The 18,930-nt window shown below is 69.4% G+C and carries 19 protein-coding genes; 9 read left to right on the top strand and 10 right to left on the bottom strand.

The window, feature by feature from the left end; genetic code table 11:
• Positions 1 to 65: 65 nt before the first annotated feature.
• Complete coding sequence (locus ABN273_RS39900; protein ID WP_349454492.1) at positions 66 to 1,304, bottom strand: MFS transporter; 1,239 nt, start codon at positions 1,302 to 1,304, stop codon at positions 66 to 68.
• Between the two features lie 50 nt (positions 1,305 to 1,354).
• Here ABN273_RS39900 and ABN273_RS39895 point away from each other — a divergent pair, with 50 nt between their 5' ends.
• Positions 1,355 to 2,230 (top strand): winged helix-turn-helix transcriptional regulator, encoded by an 876-nt coding sequence (locus ABN273_RS39895; RefSeq protein WP_349454490.1) that lies wholly within the window; start codon positions 1,355 to 1,357, stop codon positions 2,228 to 2,230.
• Positions 2,231 to 2,524: 294 nt separating this feature from the next.
• Here ABN273_RS39895 and ABN273_RS39890 read toward each other — a convergent pair whose 3' ends face one another.
• Complete coding sequence (locus ABN273_RS39890; protein WP_349454489.1) at positions 2,525 to 2,671, bottom strand: hypothetical protein; 147 nt, start codon at positions 2,669 to 2,671, stop codon at positions 2,525 to 2,527.
• Between the two features lie 41 nt (positions 2,672 to 2,712).
• Positions 2,713 to 2,865, bottom strand: a complete 153-nt coding sequence (locus ABN273_RS39885) for a hypothetical protein (protein ID WP_349454487.1) — start codon at positions 2,863 to 2,865, stop codon at positions 2,713 to 2,715.
• A 406-nt stretch (positions 2,866 to 3,271) separates the two neighbouring features.
• Between ABN273_RS39885 and ABN273_RS39880 the strand changes: the two genes are divergently transcribed.
• Positions 3,272 to 3,814, top strand: coding sequence for a hypothetical protein (locus ABN273_RS39880; protein ID WP_349454486.1), 543 nt, complete (start codon positions 3,272 to 3,274; stop codon positions 3,812 to 3,814).
• A gap of 526 nt (positions 3,815 to 4,340) precedes the next feature.
• On the opposite strand, the gene ABN273_RS39875 is transcribed toward ABN273_RS39880, so the two are convergent.
• Complete coding sequence (locus ABN273_RS39875; RefSeq protein WP_349454484.1) at positions 4,341 to 4,535, bottom strand: hypothetical protein; 195 nt, start codon at positions 4,533 to 4,535, stop codon at positions 4,341 to 4,343.
• A gap of 133 nt (positions 4,536 to 4,668) precedes the next feature.
• Here ABN273_RS39875 and ABN273_RS39870 point away from each other — a divergent pair, with 133 nt between their 5' ends.
• Positions 4,669 to 5,535: an alpha/beta fold hydrolase gene (locus tag ABN273_RS39870; RefSeq protein WP_349454483.1), complete on the top strand. Its 867-nt coding sequence runs from the start codon at positions 4,669 to 4,671 to the stop codon at positions 5,533 to 5,535.
• 759 nt (positions 5,536 to 6,294) lie between these two features.
• On the opposite strand, the gene ABN273_RS39865 is transcribed toward ABN273_RS39870, so the two are convergent.
• Both ABN273_RS39865 and ABN273_RS39860 read right to left on the bottom strand, forming a co-directional pair.
• Positions 6,295 to 7,125, bottom strand: coding sequence for an alpha/beta hydrolase family protein (locus ABN273_RS39865; RefSeq protein WP_349454481.1), 831 nt, complete (start codon positions 7,123 to 7,125; stop codon positions 6,295 to 6,297).
• A 339-nt stretch (positions 7,126 to 7,464) separates the two neighbouring features.
• Positions 7,465 to 8,436 carry a DUF5937 family protein gene (locus tag ABN273_RS39860; protein ID WP_349454480.1) on the bottom strand — a complete coding sequence of 324 codons (972 nt, stop codon included), beginning with the start codon at positions 8,434 to 8,436 and terminating at the stop codon, positions 7,465 to 7,467.
• A gap of 68 nt (positions 8,437 to 8,504) precedes the next feature.
• Here ABN273_RS39860 and ABN273_RS39855 point away from each other — a divergent pair, with 68 nt between their 5' ends.
• A complete protein-coding gene (locus ABN273_RS39855; protein WP_349454479.1) occupies positions 8,505 to 9,344 on the top strand; it encodes an alpha/beta fold hydrolase in 840 nt (279 codons plus the stop codon).
• Positions 9,345 to 9,459: 115 nt separating this feature from the next.
• On the opposite strand, the gene ABN273_RS39850 is transcribed toward ABN273_RS39855, so the two are convergent.
• A complete protein-coding gene (locus ABN273_RS39850) occupies positions 9,460 to 9,897 on the bottom strand; it encodes a DNA-binding protein (RefSeq protein WP_349454478.1) in 438 nt (145 codons plus the stop codon).
• A gap of 433 nt (positions 9,898 to 10,330) precedes the next feature.
• On the opposite strand from ABN273_RS39850, the gene ABN273_RS39845 reads away from it, so the two are divergent.
• Positions 10,331 to 10,825 carry a ricin-type beta-trefoil lectin domain protein gene (locus tag ABN273_RS39845; RefSeq protein ID WP_349454477.1) on the top strand — a complete coding sequence of 165 codons (495 nt, stop codon included), beginning with the start codon at positions 10,331 to 10,333 and terminating at the stop codon, positions 10,823 to 10,825.
• A gap of 201 nt (positions 10,826 to 11,026) precedes the next feature.
• Here ABN273_RS39845 and ABN273_RS39840 read toward each other — a convergent pair whose 3' ends face one another.
• Entirely contained in the window at positions 11,027 to 12,559 is a 1,533-nt protein-coding gene (locus ABN273_RS39840; RefSeq protein ID WP_349454476.1) for a carboxylesterase/lipase family protein, read from the bottom strand.
• A gap of 74 nt (positions 12,560 to 12,633) precedes the next feature.
• On the opposite strand from ABN273_RS39840, the gene ABN273_RS39835 reads away from it, so the two are divergent.
• Genes ABN273_RS39835 through ABN273_RS39825 form a run of 3 tightly spaced genes read left to right on the top strand, consistent with a single transcriptional unit; the run spans position 12,634 to position 14,830 of the window.
• A complete protein-coding gene (locus ABN273_RS39835; RefSeq protein WP_349454475.1) occupies positions 12,634 to 13,212 on the top strand; it encodes a TetR/AcrR family transcriptional regulator in 579 nt (192 codons plus the stop codon).
• Positions 13,209 to 13,406, top strand: a complete 198-nt coding sequence (locus ABN273_RS39830; protein WP_349454474.1) for a hypothetical protein — start codon at positions 13,209 to 13,211, stop codon at positions 13,404 to 13,406. The genes ABN273_RS39835 and ABN273_RS39830 overlap by 4 nt, the downstream gene beginning before the upstream one ends.
• The gene (locus ABN273_RS39825) at positions 13,334 to 14,830 is read left to right on the top strand and encodes a CocE/NonD family hydrolase (RefSeq protein ID WP_349454529.1); all 1,497 of its coding nucleotides are present in this window, start codon (positions 13,334 to 13,336) and stop codon (positions 14,828 to 14,830) included. Before ABN273_RS39830 ends, ABN273_RS39825 begins: the two co-directional genes overlap by 73 nt.
• A gap of 69 nt (positions 14,831 to 14,899) precedes the next feature.
• On the opposite strand, the gene ABN273_RS39820 is transcribed toward ABN273_RS39825, so the two are convergent.
• Both ABN273_RS39820 and ABN273_RS39815 read right to left on the bottom strand, forming a co-directional pair.
• On the bottom strand, positions 14,900 to 15,139 hold the full coding sequence (locus tag ABN273_RS39820) for a hypothetical protein (RefSeq protein WP_349454473.1): 240 nt from the start codon (positions 15,137 to 15,139) through the stop codon (positions 14,900 to 14,902).
• Positions 15,140 to 15,147: 8 nt separating this feature from the next.
• Entirely contained in the window at positions 15,148 to 15,705 is a 558-nt protein-coding gene (locus ABN273_RS39815) for an NAD(+)/NADH kinase (RefSeq protein WP_349454472.1), read from the bottom strand.
• Between the two features lie 442 nt (positions 15,706 to 16,147).
• Here ABN273_RS39815 and ABN273_RS39810 point away from each other — a divergent pair, with 442 nt between their 5' ends.
• Positions 16,148 to 18,913: a helix-turn-helix transcriptional regulator gene (locus tag ABN273_RS39810; RefSeq protein WP_349454471.1), complete on the top strand. Its 2,766-nt coding sequence runs from the start codon at positions 16,148 to 16,150 to the stop codon at positions 18,911 to 18,913.
• Positions 18,914 to 18,930 lie beyond the last annotated feature (17 nt).

Genomic DNA, 18,930 nt, shown 5'->3' with positions numbered 1-18,930 from the left:
ATGACGAACGAACAACCCCAGACGTTCCAGCCTTCTGCTTCGGCAAAACCCCAGAGAGCTACCCGTCAATCACCCTGGTGATAGTCGCTGAGATTGCGCAGGCGCCGGATCGGTGATGCCAGCAGGACCAACGGCATGCAGGCGGCCACGACGACGAAAGTCATCAGGGTGACTCGACTGCTGACGACCCCGGCGATCACTCCGGCGATCAAGCCGCCGATCGGGATCGCGCCCCAGGAGACGAAGCGGACCGTCGCCATCACCCGGGGCAGCAGTTCGGGCGGGCTGGCCGTCTGCCGGTAGGTTCGGGTCACCACGCTGATCACCACCACGCCGGCGGAGAAGACCACGTTGCCGGCGGCGAAGGCGACAAAGGCCTGCCAGCCGGTGCCGAGGGGAACGACAAGCGCCCCCGCGAGCGAGACGAATCCGGCGGCGATCAGGGCGCGGGCGGTTCCGAGCCTGGCCGTGATGTGGTTCGTCAAAGCTGCGCCGATCAGCGTGCCGACCCCGTCCGCCGCCAGCAGCAGGCCGACGAGGCCGGGCGCGGCGTGCAGCTCGCGTACGAGGTACAGCGCGTAGAGCGCGTGCTGTGCCCCACAGACCGTGTTCGCCGCGGTGGCGGCCCACATGCACGGGCCCATCACCGGGTGGTGCACGACGAAACGCCAGCCTTCGCGGATCATCGCGCGCACCGGTGGCCAGCGGTCGGGGGCCTCGGCGCGGCGTTCTGGCAGGGTCCGCAACAACAGAGCTGAGACAAGATAGCTGGCCGCGTCGACGAGGAGGGTGGGCACCGCCCCGAGCACCTGGACGATGAGACCGCCAACGGATGGTCCGCCGAGCTGAGTGGTGGCCTGGGTGCCGGAGGTCAGGCTGTTACGGGACTGCAACTGCTCCTTGCTCACGATCGACGGCAGGAAGGTCGAGTTGGCGACGTCGAAGATGACGTTCGCGAAGCTGATCACGAGGGCCACGATCACCAACTGGGTGACCGTCAGACAGTCCAGCCACCATGCCAGCGGGATCGAGATGACCGCTGCCGCGCGGGCCAGGTCAGCGCCGATCTGAACCCTTCGCATGGGTAGTCGCTGCACCAGCACCCCGGAGGGTAGGCCGATCACGATCCAGGCGACGTAACTGGCGGCGACGATCATGCCCATCTCGAACGCGGAGGCGTTGACCACCGTCAACGCCGTCAGCGGCAGCGCCACTGCGCTCACCGCTGAACCGACCGCACTGATGGTGCCGGCCGTCCACCATCGCCAGAAGACGCTCGTGCCACGCGCACTGTCGACTGCCATCCCAGCGCCCTCCGAGTGAGTTTCAGAATGGAACGCACTATAGTGGATATGTGAAGCGAGCCGATCTACCCGACGCCGACTGTGGAATCGCGCAAGCGCTTGGAGTGATCGGCGACTGGTGGACGTTCCTGGTGGTGCGGGACATCGCCGGCGGCACCACCCGCTTCGACGGCCTCCAGCGTGGGCTCGGCGTCAGCCGTCGCGCTCTGGCCGAGCGCCTGGCCGGGCTCGTCGCACACGGGGTACTGGAGAAGCGGCCCTATTCCGATCGCCCGCCGCGCCACGACTACCTGCTGACCGCGAAGGGCGAGGGCCTGCTGCCGGCGCTCATCGCGCTACAGGATTGGGGCACCAGACATGTGATGGGCGATGGCGCACTGACCGCCACCAGCGAGAACGGGTCCGCCGAGACCCGCCGGGTGCATGAGCTGGTCAATCGGAAGCTACCGGATGTCGTTCTGGAACGACACGACGGCGAGCCGGTCGCGCCCAACGCGCCGGGCGGCGTCTGGACCGTGCTCTACTTCTTCCCCGGCGCCTTCGCCCCCGGCACCCAGGACTACCCGCCCGGTTGGGCCGACATCCCGGGCGCCACGGGTTGCACACTGGAGTCCCTCACCTACGCGTCACGGCATGCCGACTTCGAGGCGTCCGGCGCCACGATCCGCGGCGTCAGCACCCAGCGGCCCGACCAGCTGGCCGCCTTCGTCGCGCACGCGAGGTTGCCCTACCCGCTTCTGTCCGACCAGGACAGCAAGCTCGCGGCCGGGCTGCTGCTGCCGACCTTCCGAGCGGCCGGCGTCGACCGCTTCAAGCGCCTCACCCTGCTGGCCGACCCCGACGGGATCATCCGGGCGGCGCAGTTTCCGATAAACGATCCGGCCGGCTCAGTGGAAGACATGCTCACCCTCGTCCGCGGTCAATAACGGCGATCCGCTGATGCCGCGAATCGTGCTCCTCCATCACGGCGTCCGCGCGACGTGACCGCCGACCGTCCGGCGGCACGGCCTTGACGTCCTTGGGTTCCAAACGATCTCCAGGATCGTTCAGATCCGTTCGCCGTGCGGGTCGGTGACGTTCCTGCTGTAGCCCGATGACGATCTCCGTGAGGGCATCTGGGAGAGTGCGTTCGAGCGTGGATGGGCTCTTGGCCGGTCGTCGGGGGGTGCGGCGCGGCCGGATGCTGTTCAACGCCGCCGCGGTGGGGAAGGCTGTCCTGGTCAGCCCGTCGCCGACTCGGCGAGCCGGGCCTCCAGATCGGCGATCATCTGTGTCAGCGGGCTGTTGTTCTCATGCCGGACCGCCTGCGGGCCGATCTTGTCGATGCCGGCGACCGTCGTGATGCACTCATCGGCGGCTCTGGCCATCGTTTCGAACTCCTTGCGCGCGATCGACCGGGGTTTCCGACCTAGGATGTGGTGGCGCGGTGCATGTCCGTCACCGACGTCATCGCGACTCGTGCAGCCGACTTCGCGTCGCGGGCGCTGAACTCACCACCGTGTCCGCGGCGCATGTAGCGGGTGACCCAGATCTTGCGCCGGGCAGGGCTGGTCGACGGCATGAACCGTCCAGCCGGCCGCTCCACCCGCCTGATCGACCCAGTCCGCACCAAGGTCGGCTCACCGGCCTGGGTGAGGCTTGTCCTTGCTGCGGCGAGCCCAGATGATCAAGATGTAATCTGCCCGGACGCGGTCCGGCACGCAGTGCGGGGCGTCCCGCGGGATGCCACCTCCTCCGAAAGGCGGTCATGCAGTCACCGACCTATCTGCACGCTCTGACGTCGTCGGCCAGCTGGTCGACGTGGCGGGCAACCAGGGCGGCGAGCTTCCCGGTGAGGCTCCGGTTGATGCGTGCGGCAACCATGGCCCGGCACGATAACGCGGGTGGTTGGTTCAGTCGTGCCGGGGGCATGTCGCGATCTGATCACGGAGTGTCTAGCGGGGCGGGCGCCGCGATGCAATAGGCGGATGAATCAACGGATCCGTGACTTCATCCGCGAGTTCAGCGACACCTCCATCTACAAGATCGCCGCATATGTCGGCGTCGCCATGGGCACCGCCGTCCTCGTCGCGCTGTTTTCCCGGTACTTCTCCGACGAAGGGTGGATCTGGGTAGGGATCATGGCCGTCGTCTTGCTCGTGACTCAGGCGCGCAGCACATGGATTCGCCAGAAGGCGAAAGAACAGTCCCTTGTTGATCCGCACGAGCGCCTCCGAACACGCATCGAGGCCGTCAACAAGGCGTTCACCGAAGCGGCCACCTTGATGGATGAGCTCCAGCGGGATCTCACCGCGCAGGAAGCCGCACGACGGCAGCTTGTCGCCGAAGCCGAACACCAGCAGCACCTCATCGGCATGAACCGGGAAGAAGCCGAAGCGGTCCGCCGGCTCATCCTCGGTGAGACCCGAGCCGATATCGCCCGGCAGCGCCGCGATCAGTGGGTGTTCTTCATGCTGGGCGCCGTTGTGTCGATCCCCATCGGTGTCGTTATCAACCTGCTCGTTCCTTAGGGGGCGCGAGCATGGCGGATTGCTTCCTGGGGGTGAGGTCAGCGCGCCGAGACGCCGGCGTAGGTGTCGTCCGGCGTGCCCGTGTCAGCACCGGGTCGAGCGCCGAGATCGACGCTGAAGTCATCGGAGCCAGCGCAGAGTCAGCGCCGGACCTCGACGCCCGCCTGGCCTACAAGCAGCGCAACCTGGTCGAACGCTGCATCGGCAAGGTCGTGGAGGGCAACGTGGCCCGCGCCCGCCGCACGCGCAACCCGGTGAACAGTCTGTCAGACGATGCGATGACCTCCAGCCGTGTGCCCGACCGGCGCACGGTGCCCGCCCTGTCCCGGCATGCCCGGGGCGGGCCATTAGCGTCCGGCGGGCCAAGCGCCCCAGGCGACGCGCCCACCGGCAGGCCGTACAGGGCTTGTACGCGATTCTCAACACAGGACCGGCTTCCACCGCGTCGCAGCCACCCCCGTACTTGCCCGCGGAGAGTACGGGGACGGCCCGCCACGGCCGCGCCCGCCTGATTTGCCGGAAATAATCACGTAAACACAGACAATCCAGACGCTCCTGCCCAGCCCTCCTCCCGGTGTTCTGCGCAGGCCAAGTGATCGAACAGGCGACGCAGAAACATCTCACCGCCGAACATGCCAGGCCGGTGAGGCGCCTCGTTGAGCCGGGCTTTGAGGTAGGAGCGGATCTCGACTGAAGAGCGCGGCTCGAGAGAGATCGTCATGACGCTCATTCTCACTTGCCCCGTTGAGGAGCATCGCGGTCGCGAACCATGGTCCCGCCGGCCGCAACCCGGTCCCGGCGAGTGTCCGTTGAGGGATCGTCTTATCGGACCCCGACCGCATTACACTCACGCCATGACCGCAACCATGATCGAGTTGGATGACGGCGCACAACTACGTACCTGGACCGCGGGCTCGGTGATGCCGCGGAGATTTCCCGTGGTCATGGTGCACGGCGGTCCAGGAGTCCCCGACTATCTCGCCCCGGTCGCCGACATCATTGACGACCTGTGCCTGATTCACCGCTATGACCAGCGCGGCACCGGCGGATCCCCTTGGGAGGGAGAGCACACGATAGCCCGCCACGTTCACGACTTGGCGTTGTTGCTCGATGCGTGGCGACACGACCAGGTTGTTCTGTTGGGGCATTCGTTCGGAACCAATATGGCCAGCTATTTCCTGCTGGCCCATCCCAAGCGCGTGGCCGGAATGATTCAGATCGCCGGGCCCTTCCTGGATCCATGGCGGGAAGCCGACCAAGCAGCACAGCGAGCACGACGTACTGACGAGCAGCAGGCGAGGCTCGATGAACTCGACGCGATCGAATCGCGCACAGACGCCGAGGAGATCGAGTACCTCACGCTGTCGTGGCTTACCGACCACGCCGACCGAGCTCGGGCATGGGATTGGGCGCTGGCAGCAGCCCGTACGCTGCGGCCCATCAACTACGTGATGAACAGCCAGATCAACGCGGCGAAGAAAGCGGACCCGCTCGAATCACACGTGGACGAACTTCGCGAGCACCTGCCGCCCGGCGCGGTGATCATCGGTGGGGGCGGCGATAGCCGCCCTGCTGATGCCCTGCGACGTCTCGGATCACGTCTCAACTGCGAGGCCATCATCATCCCGAACGCGGGACACCATCCATGGCTGGAAGCACCAGACGAGTTCGGTGCGGCGCTCCGCGCTGCAGTGGAGAGGCAGACCCAAAGGGCCGGCTGACGGGTCAACGATCCCGGGGGCGCTCGCCGCGGTGCAGGCGTCGGCCTTGACCTGTTGTGCCTGGCTCAGCTGCCGCTGCAGCTGAATGCTCGTCTCCTCGTGGCGCCGGCAGTCGGTGTCGTGTTCCGCGCGCAGCGCGTCGAGCTACTCGCGGGCGGTGCTCAGGGTCGTCCTGGTCTCGGCCGGCACCCGGTTGTCAGGCGCGGCCACGCCTCGGCCACAAGAGCACGGCGAAGTCAGCCACCGCCCGACCAGGTACGTCGCGAGCGCCCCGATGTCGTCGGGACCGCTCGTCAGCGGGTCCTTTGTCGTCCCGCCTCTCCATCACACCGGTAGGCCGGCACCTGGCCATGCCAAGTGCCGGTCTACCCCCAGCAAACGTCAGCACATGGCTAACCGGCACCGAACGCCGGAGGGACTGACGCATGATTCCTCGACCTACAGCGAGATCGCTACTTTGAGTAGTAGATCATATGCAGACAGTGCGGATCAGGAGGGTGCACGCGGAAGGAACGTGTCTCGGCATGCACGGCGGAGCGGCCGTCGTCCGGTGCGGGGCTGGGTGACGGGCGTCACCAGCGCGCCGAGGAAGTGGCCGAGCCGTTGGCGGCGCTCATCACTCCGGCTGCGGCCAGGCTCCAGCCCAGGTCGTCGTCGTCACATATGGCAGGGATGAGCAGCCCGTACGCAACCCGCGCGAGTCCCGGTGCCGAAGCGGTGCCCAACGCCGGCCGCAGCGCCTGCCACCGCGCGCCGCCCTCATACGTGCCGCGCGAGGAAGCCCAGGATCGTCCGTGCCAGTGCCACGCGGTGGTCCGACAGCGCATGGTCGGTGGGGAAGACGTGGTGCTCGAGGTGCTTGACGGGCTGCGCCTGGTACGCCGCGACGACCGGTTCGTGATGCAGGTCGTAGGGGGTGACGGGGTCGAGGCTGGTGCCGATGAGGAGCACCGGGCGGTGCGCCAGCAGCGGCGCGAGCCCGGCGAGCCGCCACGATTCACCGGCCGCCTCCATCTCGGCGACCAGCGCCTGCCCGCTGGTGCCTTGAAGGGGGCCCAGCTCACCGGCGAACGCCTCGGCGTAGGCTGCGCGGTGGCTCGGTTCGGCGCGGCAGAGCGCTGACACCGCACCGAAGTCGAACCCGGCCACCGAGGCGACCGCGGCGATGGACGGATCCGCAGCCGCGGTCATCAGCGCGGCGAAGCCGCCGAGGCTGTGGCCGATCAGCACGACCCGCCGCAGGTCGAGCCGGTGGGCGGCGGCGACATCCCGGTCGCGCAGCCCGGCCACGACCGCCGCCGCGTCCTCGAGCACGTGGCCCCATGACCACGAACCGCCGACCCCCCACGAGCCGCGATAGTGGAACACCAATGACGCGTAGCCCGCACGGCGCAGCACCTGCGCGAGATCAAAGTTGCGCTCGTTCCCCGGGAATCCGTGCAGGAGCACCACGACGGGGTGTGGCCCCCGGCCAACCGGCACGTGCAGCACTCCCAGCAGGCTCGCGCCTCCGCTGTCGAAGGTCAGCGCGGGCGTGGTGGCCGGGAAGTCAGGGTCGCGCGGCGGGTCGGCGACAAGCGGATCTGCCATCGAACGCTCCAAAAGTCGAACTGGTCGGTACGATCCACGACGTTAGCAGCCGATCGAACCGATCGGTACCATCTCTCTCATGCCCATTGCCAAAGGCTCGGCCCGCACCCGCGCCGCCATCGTCGAAGCGGCGATCCCGGTGCTGTACGGGCGCGGACCCCGTACGAGGCACGTCAGCTTGCACATGCTTACGGACCCAGTTGAGCCGCCGCCACTGCGCCGATGACAGGAGCTCGCCGCACAGGTGCTGTGAGTGGAACCCTTTCCCGGCCATCCGGGCACGTGCTGGGACCGGGCGTTAGGGGCGTCGTCCGGGTCCAGGAAGACCTGGCCGCTGTGTCACCGTTTCGGGGCTGCGGTGCCCAACAGGTGGGTTGCTCGTTCCGTGCGCAGGTGGAGTGCCGTGCGACCCTTGCGTTGCGTCGACACCAGACCCGCCCCGCGCAGCGCACCCAGGTGTTGCGAAATCGCGCTCGGGGTCATGCCCAGGCGGCTGGCCAGGGCCGTAGTCGTCAGAGGTTCGGCCAAGGCGGCGAGGAGCTGCGTCCTCGTGTGGCCCAGCACCGGGGCCAGGCCCGTCAGCGCCGGCGGGGGCGGCTCCCAGAGCAGGCCGACGCCCATTGCTGGATAGCGGATCGACGCGGCGGTGACCGGGGACTTGTCGACGCCCACGTTCGGCCAGTTGAAGACGCTGGGCAGCAGGACGAGGCCATGCCCGCCGGCGTCCACCGGGTAGACGGAGTGCGGGATGCGCCGGCCGTGCACCACCAGCTGGCCGCCGTCCCAGGCGATATCCCGGTGCAACTCGGCGAACAATGCCTGCGCCCCGCCGTCCACCAGAGTCAGCGCCCGTCGGCCGATGTCGGCCTCCAGCACCGCGCGCATCCGGCCCCAATGCGGAGCGATCAGCAGCTCGTGGCAGCGGCGCAGCGCCTCCGCAAGCCGTGGCAGTACCGTCGCCGGCTCGGGAACATCCTCGGCGGGCATGCCAAGGACCGCGCCGTACTCCTGCCGGAAGAAGTCCTCTTCCGTAGCCCGTAGCAGGTCCAGCTCCGCCGCCATCGAAGGCAGCCGCTGCCGTGGCACCGGAAACAGGAACGACGGCAGCCCTCCGGCGATCAGCGCTCGCAGCAGCGGCAGCTCACGTTCGCCCGCCAGCAGCGGGCGCGATCGGCGCACCCAGGGCCGGTGGACCGCATGCCCGCCCGCGCCCAGCAGGATCCGCAGCGCCAGCACCGTCTCGCCCAGCGGTGAGACAGCGAATCGCACCTTGGCAACCGAAGCCGCGGTGAGCCTGATTTCGACCGCCATCCGCCCTCATCATGTAGCTGTGGCTAAACGATAGCCGAGGTGCACCGCTGCCCCGCAGACTCCCGGGCATGGATTTCTTCACCTCGTACGACGGCACCAAGCTCACCTACCACGTATTCGGCGACGGCCACCCCGTGGTCTGCCTGCCCGGCGGGCCGATGCAGGCTTCCGCCTACCTCGGCGACCTCGGAGGCCTGTCCGCGCACCTGCAACTGATCATGCTGGACCTGCGGGGCACCGGCCAGTCCGCCGTGCCGAAGGATGCCGCCTCGTACCGCTGTGACCGGCTTGTCGCTGACATAGAAGCACTGCGCGAGCACCTTGGACTCGACCGGATGGACCTGCTCGCCCATTCGGGGGGTACGAATCTTGCCACGTTGTATGCGGCCCGCCATCCAGAACGCGTCAGCAAGCTCGCTCTGATCACCCCGAGCGTCATGGCCGTCGGCATCACGATCAGCGAAGACGTCCGGCGAGAGACCGCCCAGCTGCGCAAGAACGAGCCATGGTTCTCGGCAGCGTTCGCGGCCCTGGAGGCGATCATGGCCGGCCAGGCCGCCGATGACGCTTTCCAGGCCATTGCCCCGTTCTGGTACGGCCGCTGGGACGAGACGGCTCAGGCTCACAAGGCCGCCGAAGACGAGCAGAGGAACCGCGAGGCCGCGGCCGCCTTCGGCGCCGAAGGTGCTTTCGACCCGGACGCCACCCGCGCCGCGCTCACCCGCTTCACGTCGCCGGTGCTGCTGCTCGCCGGTGAGGTCGACCTGAACTCCCCTCCTGCCGCGGTGACCGAGCTCACCAGGCTGTTTCCCGACACCGAACTGGTCGTTCAGGCCCGAGCCGGACACTTTCCCTGGCTCGACGACGCCAGCCAGTTCGTGGCCACCACCGCGGCGTTCTTGCGATAGGCGCCATCCCCGCTCAGGTCTCGGGGCCGCTCGTACTCGGCCACCCGGCGGCGTGGGGCGGGGCGGCCCATGCCTCGGCCTCGGCGAGCACGGACGATGAGGCTGGAGGCCCGTGCTACTCCAGGCCTTCGGCGCGGTCGGCGAGGCGTTCGTGGCGTTGCCTGGCGGCCTGTGCGGTGCCGAGCCCGAGTCCGAACGCGATCTCCTGCCAGGTCATGCCGCGACCCCGCGCCATCTCCAGCAGGCCGACCTCCAGCGCGTCCAGCTCCCCGCGCACCAGCGGGAGCAGGCTCAACGCCGCGGTGATGTCCGCCTGATCGACCTCCGGCTCGCCGTCATCGAGCCGTGCGGCTCCGCTGAGCAGGAACGCCACGAGCCTGACGGCTTCGTGCGGGCCGACGGCCGACGCATGGGCCTGCCTGCGGCGCTGCTCGTCGGTGGCCGCGTGCCGCTCGGCGATCCGGAACAGGGACGCGTGCACGCGTTGCGCGCGCGCCTGCTCCGGATGCGGCGGAGTGAAGGGATCGGGGCGGTGATCGGCATTCGTGGGCATGGAGCTCACCATGGCGCAGCACACGTGTCGTTGTCAACTGCATGTTGTGAACATAATGTTTAAAGAGCTTTGACGGGGCCACCGTGATAAGCAGCAGGGCCAGATCCTTGAAGAGCGCCCGCATCCGTGCCAAATACTGATTGCCCCCGGGCGAGGGCCGTTTAGCGGCTTGGGCCGGTTTTGTCCGTGTGCGCGCCCGGATAGTGGGGTGCGGCCGGCGGGCGCGTCGACACCAGTCGAATGGCGGCCCCGACCGGAAGCCGAAGGTCGGTGGCGATCGCGACTGCCAGAAGGATAACGGCGATCGAGCCGTGACGGACCCCCCTAATAATCGGGATTGGTGGAGAGATTCGCTCGGACCACTATTTGGATTGCGTCATTCGACTTCCACCAGTCCGTCCAAAGGGGAAATGGCATGAAACAGGCGAATCGTGTGTCCAGTACAATGCTGGCGCTGCTCCTCACAACGCCGGCGCTGCTCCTTGCCGGTGCCGGTGCGGCGTCGGCACAGCCCGCGAAGACCGCTGCTGCCAAGGCGACGCTGGCCGTGCGGCACTTCCACAACGTGCGTTTCCAGCGGTGCCTGGACGCGGACACCAACACCGGCGGCAACGGCGGCAAGGTTCAGCTGTGGGACTGCGGCCCCTGGAACCAGCAGGACTGGGAGGTGCGGGCGGACGGCTCCATCTACAACATGCGCTTCCAGCGATGCCTGGACGCCGACACCAACACCGGCGGCAACGGCGGCAAGGTCCAGCTGTGGGACTGCGGCCCCTGGAACCAGCAGCAGTGGGTGCTCCGCGAGGATGGCTCCGTGTACAACGTGCGTTTCCAGCGGTGCCTGGACGCGGACACGAACACCGGCGGCAACGGCGGGATCGTTCAGCTGTGGGACTGCGGTCCCTGGAACCAGCAATGGTGGCGGTGATCAGGCGGGCACACCTCCAGATCGGGAATGCGATCGCCGCCCGATCCGGAACTGTCCAGTGCTCGTAGCCGCAGTTCAACGACAATCCCGTGCCCGTCTGTCAAGAGGCGGGCACGGGGTCAGAACTCTGTCGCGACGGCGCATCCGTCCCGCCGTTCCGGGATGAACCCGACGCCTACTGAGCGGCGTATCCGCGTCCACTCAGGCGTCCAGCAGGGGAAGCGCCTCGAAGACGTGGTCCTGCCACAGGCGGCGCGAGGTCCCCTCGGGATACGCCGTCACCGCAGGCGGCGTGTCGAAGATCCGGGTCATACGCTGCCGGGAGTCGTACGCGGGCCAGCCCGGGTCGCCCGAGGTCGCGAAGGACGTCCAGGCCGTGCGGATCTGGGACGTCAGGTCGCGGGCCTCGGCAGTAGGCTCGGGGCCGATGGTCGCCGGGCCGAGATGGGCGTCGTAGGTGCCGAACAGCAGCGGGCCGTCCAGGCCATGGCAGGCGCGCAGCACCCCGCCCATGCCCGGGGACTGCCAGGTCAGCTCGTACAGGTACGCCCGTCCGCCGCCGGCGGCCTGCGCCTCGGCCAGGTGCAGCGTCGGCATGCGGAACAGCCAGTCGCTCTGCACGCGTTCGCACAGCTCCTCGGCGGACGCGTCCGGGAACGCCGCGCGGTAGGCCCGCTCGCCATCGTCGCCGGGGCCGAAGAGGCGCAGCGCCTCCGCCGCCTGCTCCTCGGTGACCTTGCCGAGTTGTCCGGAGAAGAGGAGGAACGTGCGGTACTCGTCGCGGTTGTGGCCGATGATCAGCTCCACGTCCCGTCCCGCGCCGCTCGCCAGTGCCTGCCAGGGCGCGGCCGGCAGCACCTCGCCGTCGACGACAGGAGAGAAGGGAGTGAGCGTGTGCGCGAACGGGCCCCAGCGGTCCTCGTACTGCCGCATCTTCGACTCCAGGGCGTGCCCCACTTTGGGCAGTTGCCGCGGATCCACGCCGGACAGATCCCCGGCCGTCGGACGCAGGCCCGCCTCGGCCGCGATGGCCGTCGCGACGTCCCTGGCCAGGGCGTCGGAGAAGAACGTGCCCGGCAGGCTCTGCCCGACGGCCCGCCGGAACAGCCCCGCCGCGCTCGGCATGACCATCAGCGCGGCGACCGACCCCGCACCGGCCGAATCACCGAGGACGGTCACCTGGCCGGGGTCGCCACCGAATGCCGTGATGTTCTCCCGCACCCACTCCAGGGCGGCGACCTGGTCGAGCAGGCCCCGGTTGGCGGGCGCGCCGTCGATGCGGGCGAAGCCCTCGACGCCGAGGCGGTAGTTCAGCGACACGAACACCACGTCGCCGTCGCGGGCGATGTGCTGGGCGTCGTAGCCAGGACTCCCGGAGAAGCCGTGCTTGTAGGCGCCGCCGTGGATCCACACCAGCACCGGGCGGCGGGCGGCCGGGTCCGGCTCCGGGGTCCAGACGTTGACCGTCAGCCACTCGTCGCCCGTGCCCAGGAAAAGATCGCCGCCGCTGCGGCCGGCGATGCTCGCGTCCTGCGGCGTCGGTGGACCGAAGGCGTACGCCTCCCGTACGCCGTCCCAGCCGCGCACGCGCCGGGGCGCCTGGAAGCGGGCCGCACCGATCGGCGGTTCGGCGTACGGAATGCCACGGAAGACGGCCAGGCCGCCCTCCGTACGGCCGCGCACCACGCCGGCGGCGGTACGGACCTCGGGCTCGCGGGACTCGACTGCGGACATGGCGGCTCCTTGCAGCGCTAAATCGACTGATTTAACAGTTGTCTATTTTTTAACACATGTCTAGGGTTGAGAACATGCAGGATCGACAAGACCGCCGCGTGCAGCGTTCCCGCGCCGCGCTCATGGCCGCGGCCGTACGCCTGGTCTCCGAGCGCGGCACCACCGCCCTGCCCGTCGGCGACCTCGCCGACGCCGCGAACGTCAGCCGCCAGCTGGTGTACCTGCAGTTCGGGGACCGTGACGCGCTGCTCGTGGCGGCCGCGGCCGACCTGGTCGAACGGGAGCTCATGCCCGAGGTGGCCGACGGCGGCGCGCCACATCACGCGCGCGTGCTGGCGATGGCCCGGCACTTCGCCCGGCACCGGCCCTTCTACCGCGCGATGCTCACCGGATCCTGCGCCTTCCCCATGACCCGGGCCCTGAACAAGCTGTTCGGCTCGCTCGTCACCACGACAGGTCTGCGGGAGGTGTTCGGCGACCTCGGCGAGACCACGGCACGGGACCTGGCAGCTCTGATCACCGGCGGGACCGGCACGATCGTCAACGACTGGCTGATCGACGCCGACGACCCCCTCGATCCTGAGGAAGTGGCCGACCGCCTGCTGCGCCTCTCGTCAGCCCTCGCCCGCAGATCAGGAGACGGCCCCCGATGAACCTGAACAGCCACCTCGTCCAGCGCGTGCTGCGCCTGCCCCCGCCCCTCACCAGGGATCTGACCGTCGAACGCGACCTGCCCGTCCCGATGCGCGACGGGGCCGTGCTGCTGGCCGACCGCTGGTTCCCGAAGACAGGCGGCGCGGCCTGCCCACCGCGCTCATCCGCGCCCCGTACGGCAGGGCTGGCCTGACCGCGGACCCGATGGCCCGGCCGCTGGCCGAGCGCGGTTTCCAGGTGCTGATCCAGAGCACCCGCGGCACCTTCGGCTCCGACGGCCCCTTCGACCCGCTGCGCCGCGAGCGCGAGGACGGCCTCGACACCCTGGCCTGGGTGATCAAACAGCCCTGGTTCGGCGAGTCGCTGATCCTGTACGGCTCCAGCTATCTCGGCTTCGTCCAGTGGGCGGTCGCCGACGCCGTACCGCCCCAGGTCAAGGCCATGATCCCGGCAGTGTCCGAATCGGCGCTCACCCTGGACTTCCTCCGTGGAGACGGCTTCTCCCTGGAGACCCCGTTCGTCTGGGGCGTCCAGGTCGCGGGCCAGGAACGCCGGTTCGCGATGCCGCGCCAACTGCTGGGGGCGAAGAAGGTCCAGCGTGCCCTGCGCACGCTGCCGCTGAACCAGGCCGACACCGCCGCCGTGGGCCACCGCTCCGACTACATTCAGAACATCCTCGCCCACGACGCCGACAGCCCGTTCTGGCAGGACCTCGACCACCGCCACCGGGTCCCCGACATCCAGGTGCCGGTGAGCAGCGTCGGCGGCTGGTACGACATCTTCCTGCCCGGCCAGCTCCGTGACCACCGGTCCCTTCAGGACGCCGGCCGCTCTCTCGTCCGCCTCACCGTCGGCCCCTGGGCCCACATCTCCATGGGCGTCGGGCAGACGGCCGCCGCCGAGGCCCTCGGCTTCGGCCTGGCCCTGGCCCGGGGCGAGGAACCGGCCGAGCGCGCCCCGGTACGCCTGTTCGTCATGGGCGAGGAGAAGTGGCGCGACTTCCCGTCCTGGCCGCCGCCGGGATACGAGCCCCAGCGCCTCCACCTCCAGCCGGGCGGCGCCCTCTCCGCCGAAGCGCCCGCCGACTCGTCCCCGGACGGCTACCGCTACGACCCCGCCGACCCCACCCCCGCCCTCGGCGGCGTCCGCATGGCTTTCGGCGAGAAGGCCGGCCGCGTCGACAACGCCGCCCTTGAGGCCCGGCCCGACGTCCTCACCTACACGACGCCCGTATTGGAACAGGACGTCGAGGTCATCGGCGAGGTGAGCGCCGAGATCTTCTTCCGCTCCAGCCTGCCGTACGCCGACGTGTTCGTCCGGGTGTGCGACGTCGATACCGGCGGCCGCTCGTTCAACGTATGCGACGGCCTGATCAGCCTCACCCGCGCCGACGAGATCACCCCCGCCACGGTGACCCTGTGGCCGACCGCGTACCGGTTCAAGCGCGGCCACCGCATCCGCGTCCAGGTCTCCAGCGGCGCCTTCCCCCGCTACAACCGCAACCCCGGCACCGGCGAACCCCGGGCCACCGCTGCCACCCTTCGCACCGCCGACCAGCAGGTCTTCCATGACCCGCGGCACCCGTCCGCCGTGCTCCTCCCCATCCGCCGGAACTGACCCTGCGCATCACACGGCCGCCAGGTCGTGGACTCCCCCCGTCCCGGCTTGATGGACGGCCGCCGGCGTCTACCCGGTCCAGTCCGCCGGGCGAGACTGGCGGAGGCGCTCGGCCTGTTCGCGCAGCGGCTCGGGGATGAGCTCCACGAGCTGGTCCCGCCTGAGCGGCAGGTCCAGCAGGCTGAGCTTGACCCGGTTGCGCTGCAGGTGGGTGCCGACGTCGAACCGGACGACGTCCACGGCATCGGTGCGCAGCCGTACGGACAGGTCGGCCCCGGGTCGGAGCGGGTGGGCGGGCGTGCCGTCCACGGAGAAGATCAGCGGTTGTAGGCCGTCGAGCCCGTAGGCGTGCAGGCGATCACCGCGTCCCCCCGGTAGTAGCCGTGCCGCAGCCCGTTGACCTCGAGGTCGAGTGTCAGGCTCGACAGCGGCTCGGCGGAGGCGAGCACGATGTCGTTGAACGCGGTGAAGTCGCCCGCCTCCAGGCAGCTGTGCGGCTCGAGCGTGTAGCGTCCCTCGGCCAGGCGGTCGAGGGCCTGCTCCAGCTCCGACGGGCTGACCTCGATGAGGAAGCCCAGGTGGCCGTGGTTGACACCGAGCACCGGCGCGTCACGGCCGACGACCAGGCGCATCGCGCCCAGCATGGTGCCGTCCCCGCCGAGGCTGATCACGACGTCCACCCGGTCGGCGAACTCCTCGGGAGCGACGGTGACGACCTCCGGCCCCACCCGCTCGGCGTCGCCCCCGTGGGCGATGACGACGGCCCCGGCGCGCCGCGCGTACCGGGTGATCAGCCGTACGGAGTCCAGGACGGGCCGGTCCGGGTGCACCACCAGCCCCAGCGTGAGATGCGGCCGACCTGACGAGTTCTTCACGAAAGCCCCCTACCCGAATTTGCTGCCTGCTCAAGGCGCCAGTCGCCGAGCCGGTCCCGGCGGTGCGAAGGGCCGGCCAGACCGCAGCCGCGCCGGACGGTGAACCGCCGTTCACGACGCTTCCCTCACCGGGGGGAGCACGACGGGTTCGTCTACGGGGCCTACGACCTGCCCGGCACGTGGTGACGCCGAGGAGGACAGGCGGGCCTGCCGCGTCCTCCTGACGACCGGGTTCGCCGGGCTCGGCCTCATCGACCATGCGACCTCGCTCGCCTTCATAGGTGTGGCCAGCTCCACGGTCGCCCGCAGCCATCGCCACCGAAGCGGCGGGCGGAACGCCCAGCCTCGATCAAACTGCCGTCGCCCCGAGCCCGAAGACTTGGCTCGGCCTGCATCTTCGGTGTATTCAGAGTGGTGCAATTGGGACAAAAGTCGGAGGACCGTGGACCAACGTAAGCGGGGCGCCGGGCACGGTGTGAGCGTCGGGCTGCTCGGGCGGCAGTCGGAGTGTGCTCTTCTCGATCAGATGATCGCGGCCGTCCGCATGGGAGAGAGTCGCGTGCTCGTGGTGCACGGCGCGCCGGGGGTCGGAAAGTCCGCACTGCTGGAGTACGCGGAGAACTCGGCGACCGGCATGCGGGTGCTGCGTGCGGTCGGTGTCGAGTCCGAGATGGAATTGGCTTTCGCCACATTGCATCAGTTATGTGCGCCGCTGCTGGATCGACTGGAGAGCCTTCCCGCGCCGCAGCGCGATGCGCTCGAGACGGTGTTCGGGATGCGAGGGGGAACCCCGCCCGAACGCTTCCTGGTGGGCCTGGCGGTGCTGAGTCTGCTGTCGGACGCCTCGGAGGCGGGTCCCCTGCTCTGTGTGGTCGACGACGCGCAGTGGATGGACCGGTCCTCGGCGCAGGTCCTCGGCTTCGTCGCCCGGCGGCTGCTGGCGGAGTCGGTCGCCCTCGTCTTCGGCTCTCGCCGGCGGGATCAGGACCTGCTCGGACTACCGGAGCTGGAGGTCACCGGGCTGAAGGCCGCAGACGCACACGCCCTGCTGAGCTCGGCGACGAACGTCCGGATCGATCAGGACATCCGCGATCGGTTCGTGGCCGAGACCAGGGGCAACCCGCTTGCCTTGCTGGAGCTGCCGCGCGAGCTGGCCGTGACCCGGGTGGCGGGCGGATCCGGCCTCCTGGACGCCGGCAAGCTGCCGAGCCGGATCGAGCAGAGCTTCCTGGCCCGGATCGAAGGCCTGCCCGAGCAGACCCGGCTACTCCTGCTGGCCGCCGCCGCCGAGCCGGTCGGCGACCCTTCGTTGGTGTGGCGTGCCGCCGAACGGCTCGGCGTCACGCCGGCGACGGTCCTGGCGAGCGGGACGGACGGGCTGCTGGAGTTCGACGTACGGGTGATCTTCCGTCACCCGCTCGTGCGGTCGGCCGTGTACCGGTCGGCGAAGGAGAGGGACCGCCGGGCAGTCCATCTTGCGTTGGCGGAGGTCACCGACGCGCAGGTGGACCCGGACCGCCGTGCCTGGCACCTCGCGTCCGCGACGGCCGCGCCCGATGAGACCGTCGCCGCCGAACTGGAACGGTCTGCCGGCCGGGCGCAGGCACGCGGCGGGCTGGCCGCCGCAGCGGCGTTCCTGCAGCGATCCGTGGCACTGACCATCGACACCTCGCGGCGCGCCGAACGTGCCTTGACGGCTGCGGGCACCAGCCTTCGGGCGGGCGACATCGAAGCCGCGCGCCAATTCGCCGACATCGCCGACCGGGATGCCCAGAGCGAGTTCCAACGCGTGCGAGCCCTCCTGGTACGCGGTCACATCACGTTCGCGGCCGGCTTCAACAACGAGGCGCCGCTGATGTTGCTGACGGCCGCGCAGCGGCTGGAGCCCTTCGACTTGGATCTGGCGCGGGAGACCTATCTCATCGCCTGGGCCAGCGCATCCTATGGGGCCGCGAACCGGGACAGCCTCCTGGCGATCTCGCGGGCGATAAGGAAACTCCCCTCTCCCGAAGGGAATCCGCGCCCCCTCGATCTCGTGCTCGAGGGCAACGCGCTGCTCATCACCGACGGCCGCAGTGCCGCGCTACCCACGTTGCGAAGGGCGGTGGCCGCGCTCACCAACGCTCCCCTGCAGGACGTCCTGAAATGGAGCTGGGCGGGCGGTGGCTTGACCGCGCTCATCTGGGAGGACCGGATCATGGCCGAGTGGCCGGTCAGGGTGATCGAGGAGTTGCGCACGACCGGCGCCCTGTCCGAGCTCCCCATCTACCTCCATGGCTTGGGGATACCGAAGGTGTTGAGCGGCGATTTCGCCGCGGGCGCCGCGGTCGTCGCCCAAGCCGAAGCCGTCGCCGATGCGACCGGCGTGCCCATGACGCAGCACACCCAGCTCCTGCTGACGGCGATGCAGGGTAAAGAGACCGAGGCCTCGGCGGTGATCGCCGCCACGGTCGAGGAGGCCGGCGCCAGTGGTCAGCTGAATGGCGTCGCGTCCGCCCACTGGGCGGCCGCGGTCCTGTACAACGGTCTCGCCCGCCATGGGCTCGCGCTGCCGGCGGCCCAGGCCACCACCCGGAGCGCCAACGCGCTGGTCTCCCAATGGGCGCTGCCCGAGCTCGTCGAGGCGGCGGCACGCGTCGGAGACGCAACGGCCGCCCGCGGGGCGCTCGAAGGTCTGGCGGATGCGGCAGAACCGTGCGACACGGACTGGGCACAGGGAATCCTGGCTCGCTGCCGCGCGCTGCTGAGCGACGACGCCACCGCGGACGACCTCTACCGCGAGGCGATCGAGCGGTTGGGCCGGACGATCCTGCGCCCCGAACTGGCGCGCGCTCACCTGCTGTACGGCGAGTGGTTGCGCCGGGACCGTCAGCGGGCCGAGGCGCGGGCTCACCTGCGTACCGCGTACGAGATGTTCCTGTCGATCGGGATGGAGGCCTTCGCCGAGCGTGCCCGCCGCGAGCTGCTCGCCACGGGCGAGACCGTCCGCAAGCGCAAGAACGGGGCCTCGACGAGTGACGAGTTGACGGCGCAGGAGGAGCAGATCGCCCTGCTCGTACGGGACGGCCTCTCCAACCCGGAGATCGGGGCTCGTCTCTTCCTGAGCCCGCGCACGGTCGAATGGCACCTCCGCAAGATCTTCGACAAGCTGGGGATCAGCTCCCGGAAGCAGCTCGGCGACGCCCTGTCCCGCGGCGAGTATCAATGACGCAGTGAAGTTGCGAT

Source organism: Nonomuraea sp. B19D2 (assembly GCF_040137845.1).
Lineage (GTDB): Bacteria > Actinomycetota > Actinomycetes > Streptosporangiales > Streptosporangiaceae > Nonomuraea.
The sequence above is the reverse complement of the archived record's forward strand: the minus strand, read 5'-3'. Positions and strand labels throughout refer to the sequence as shown.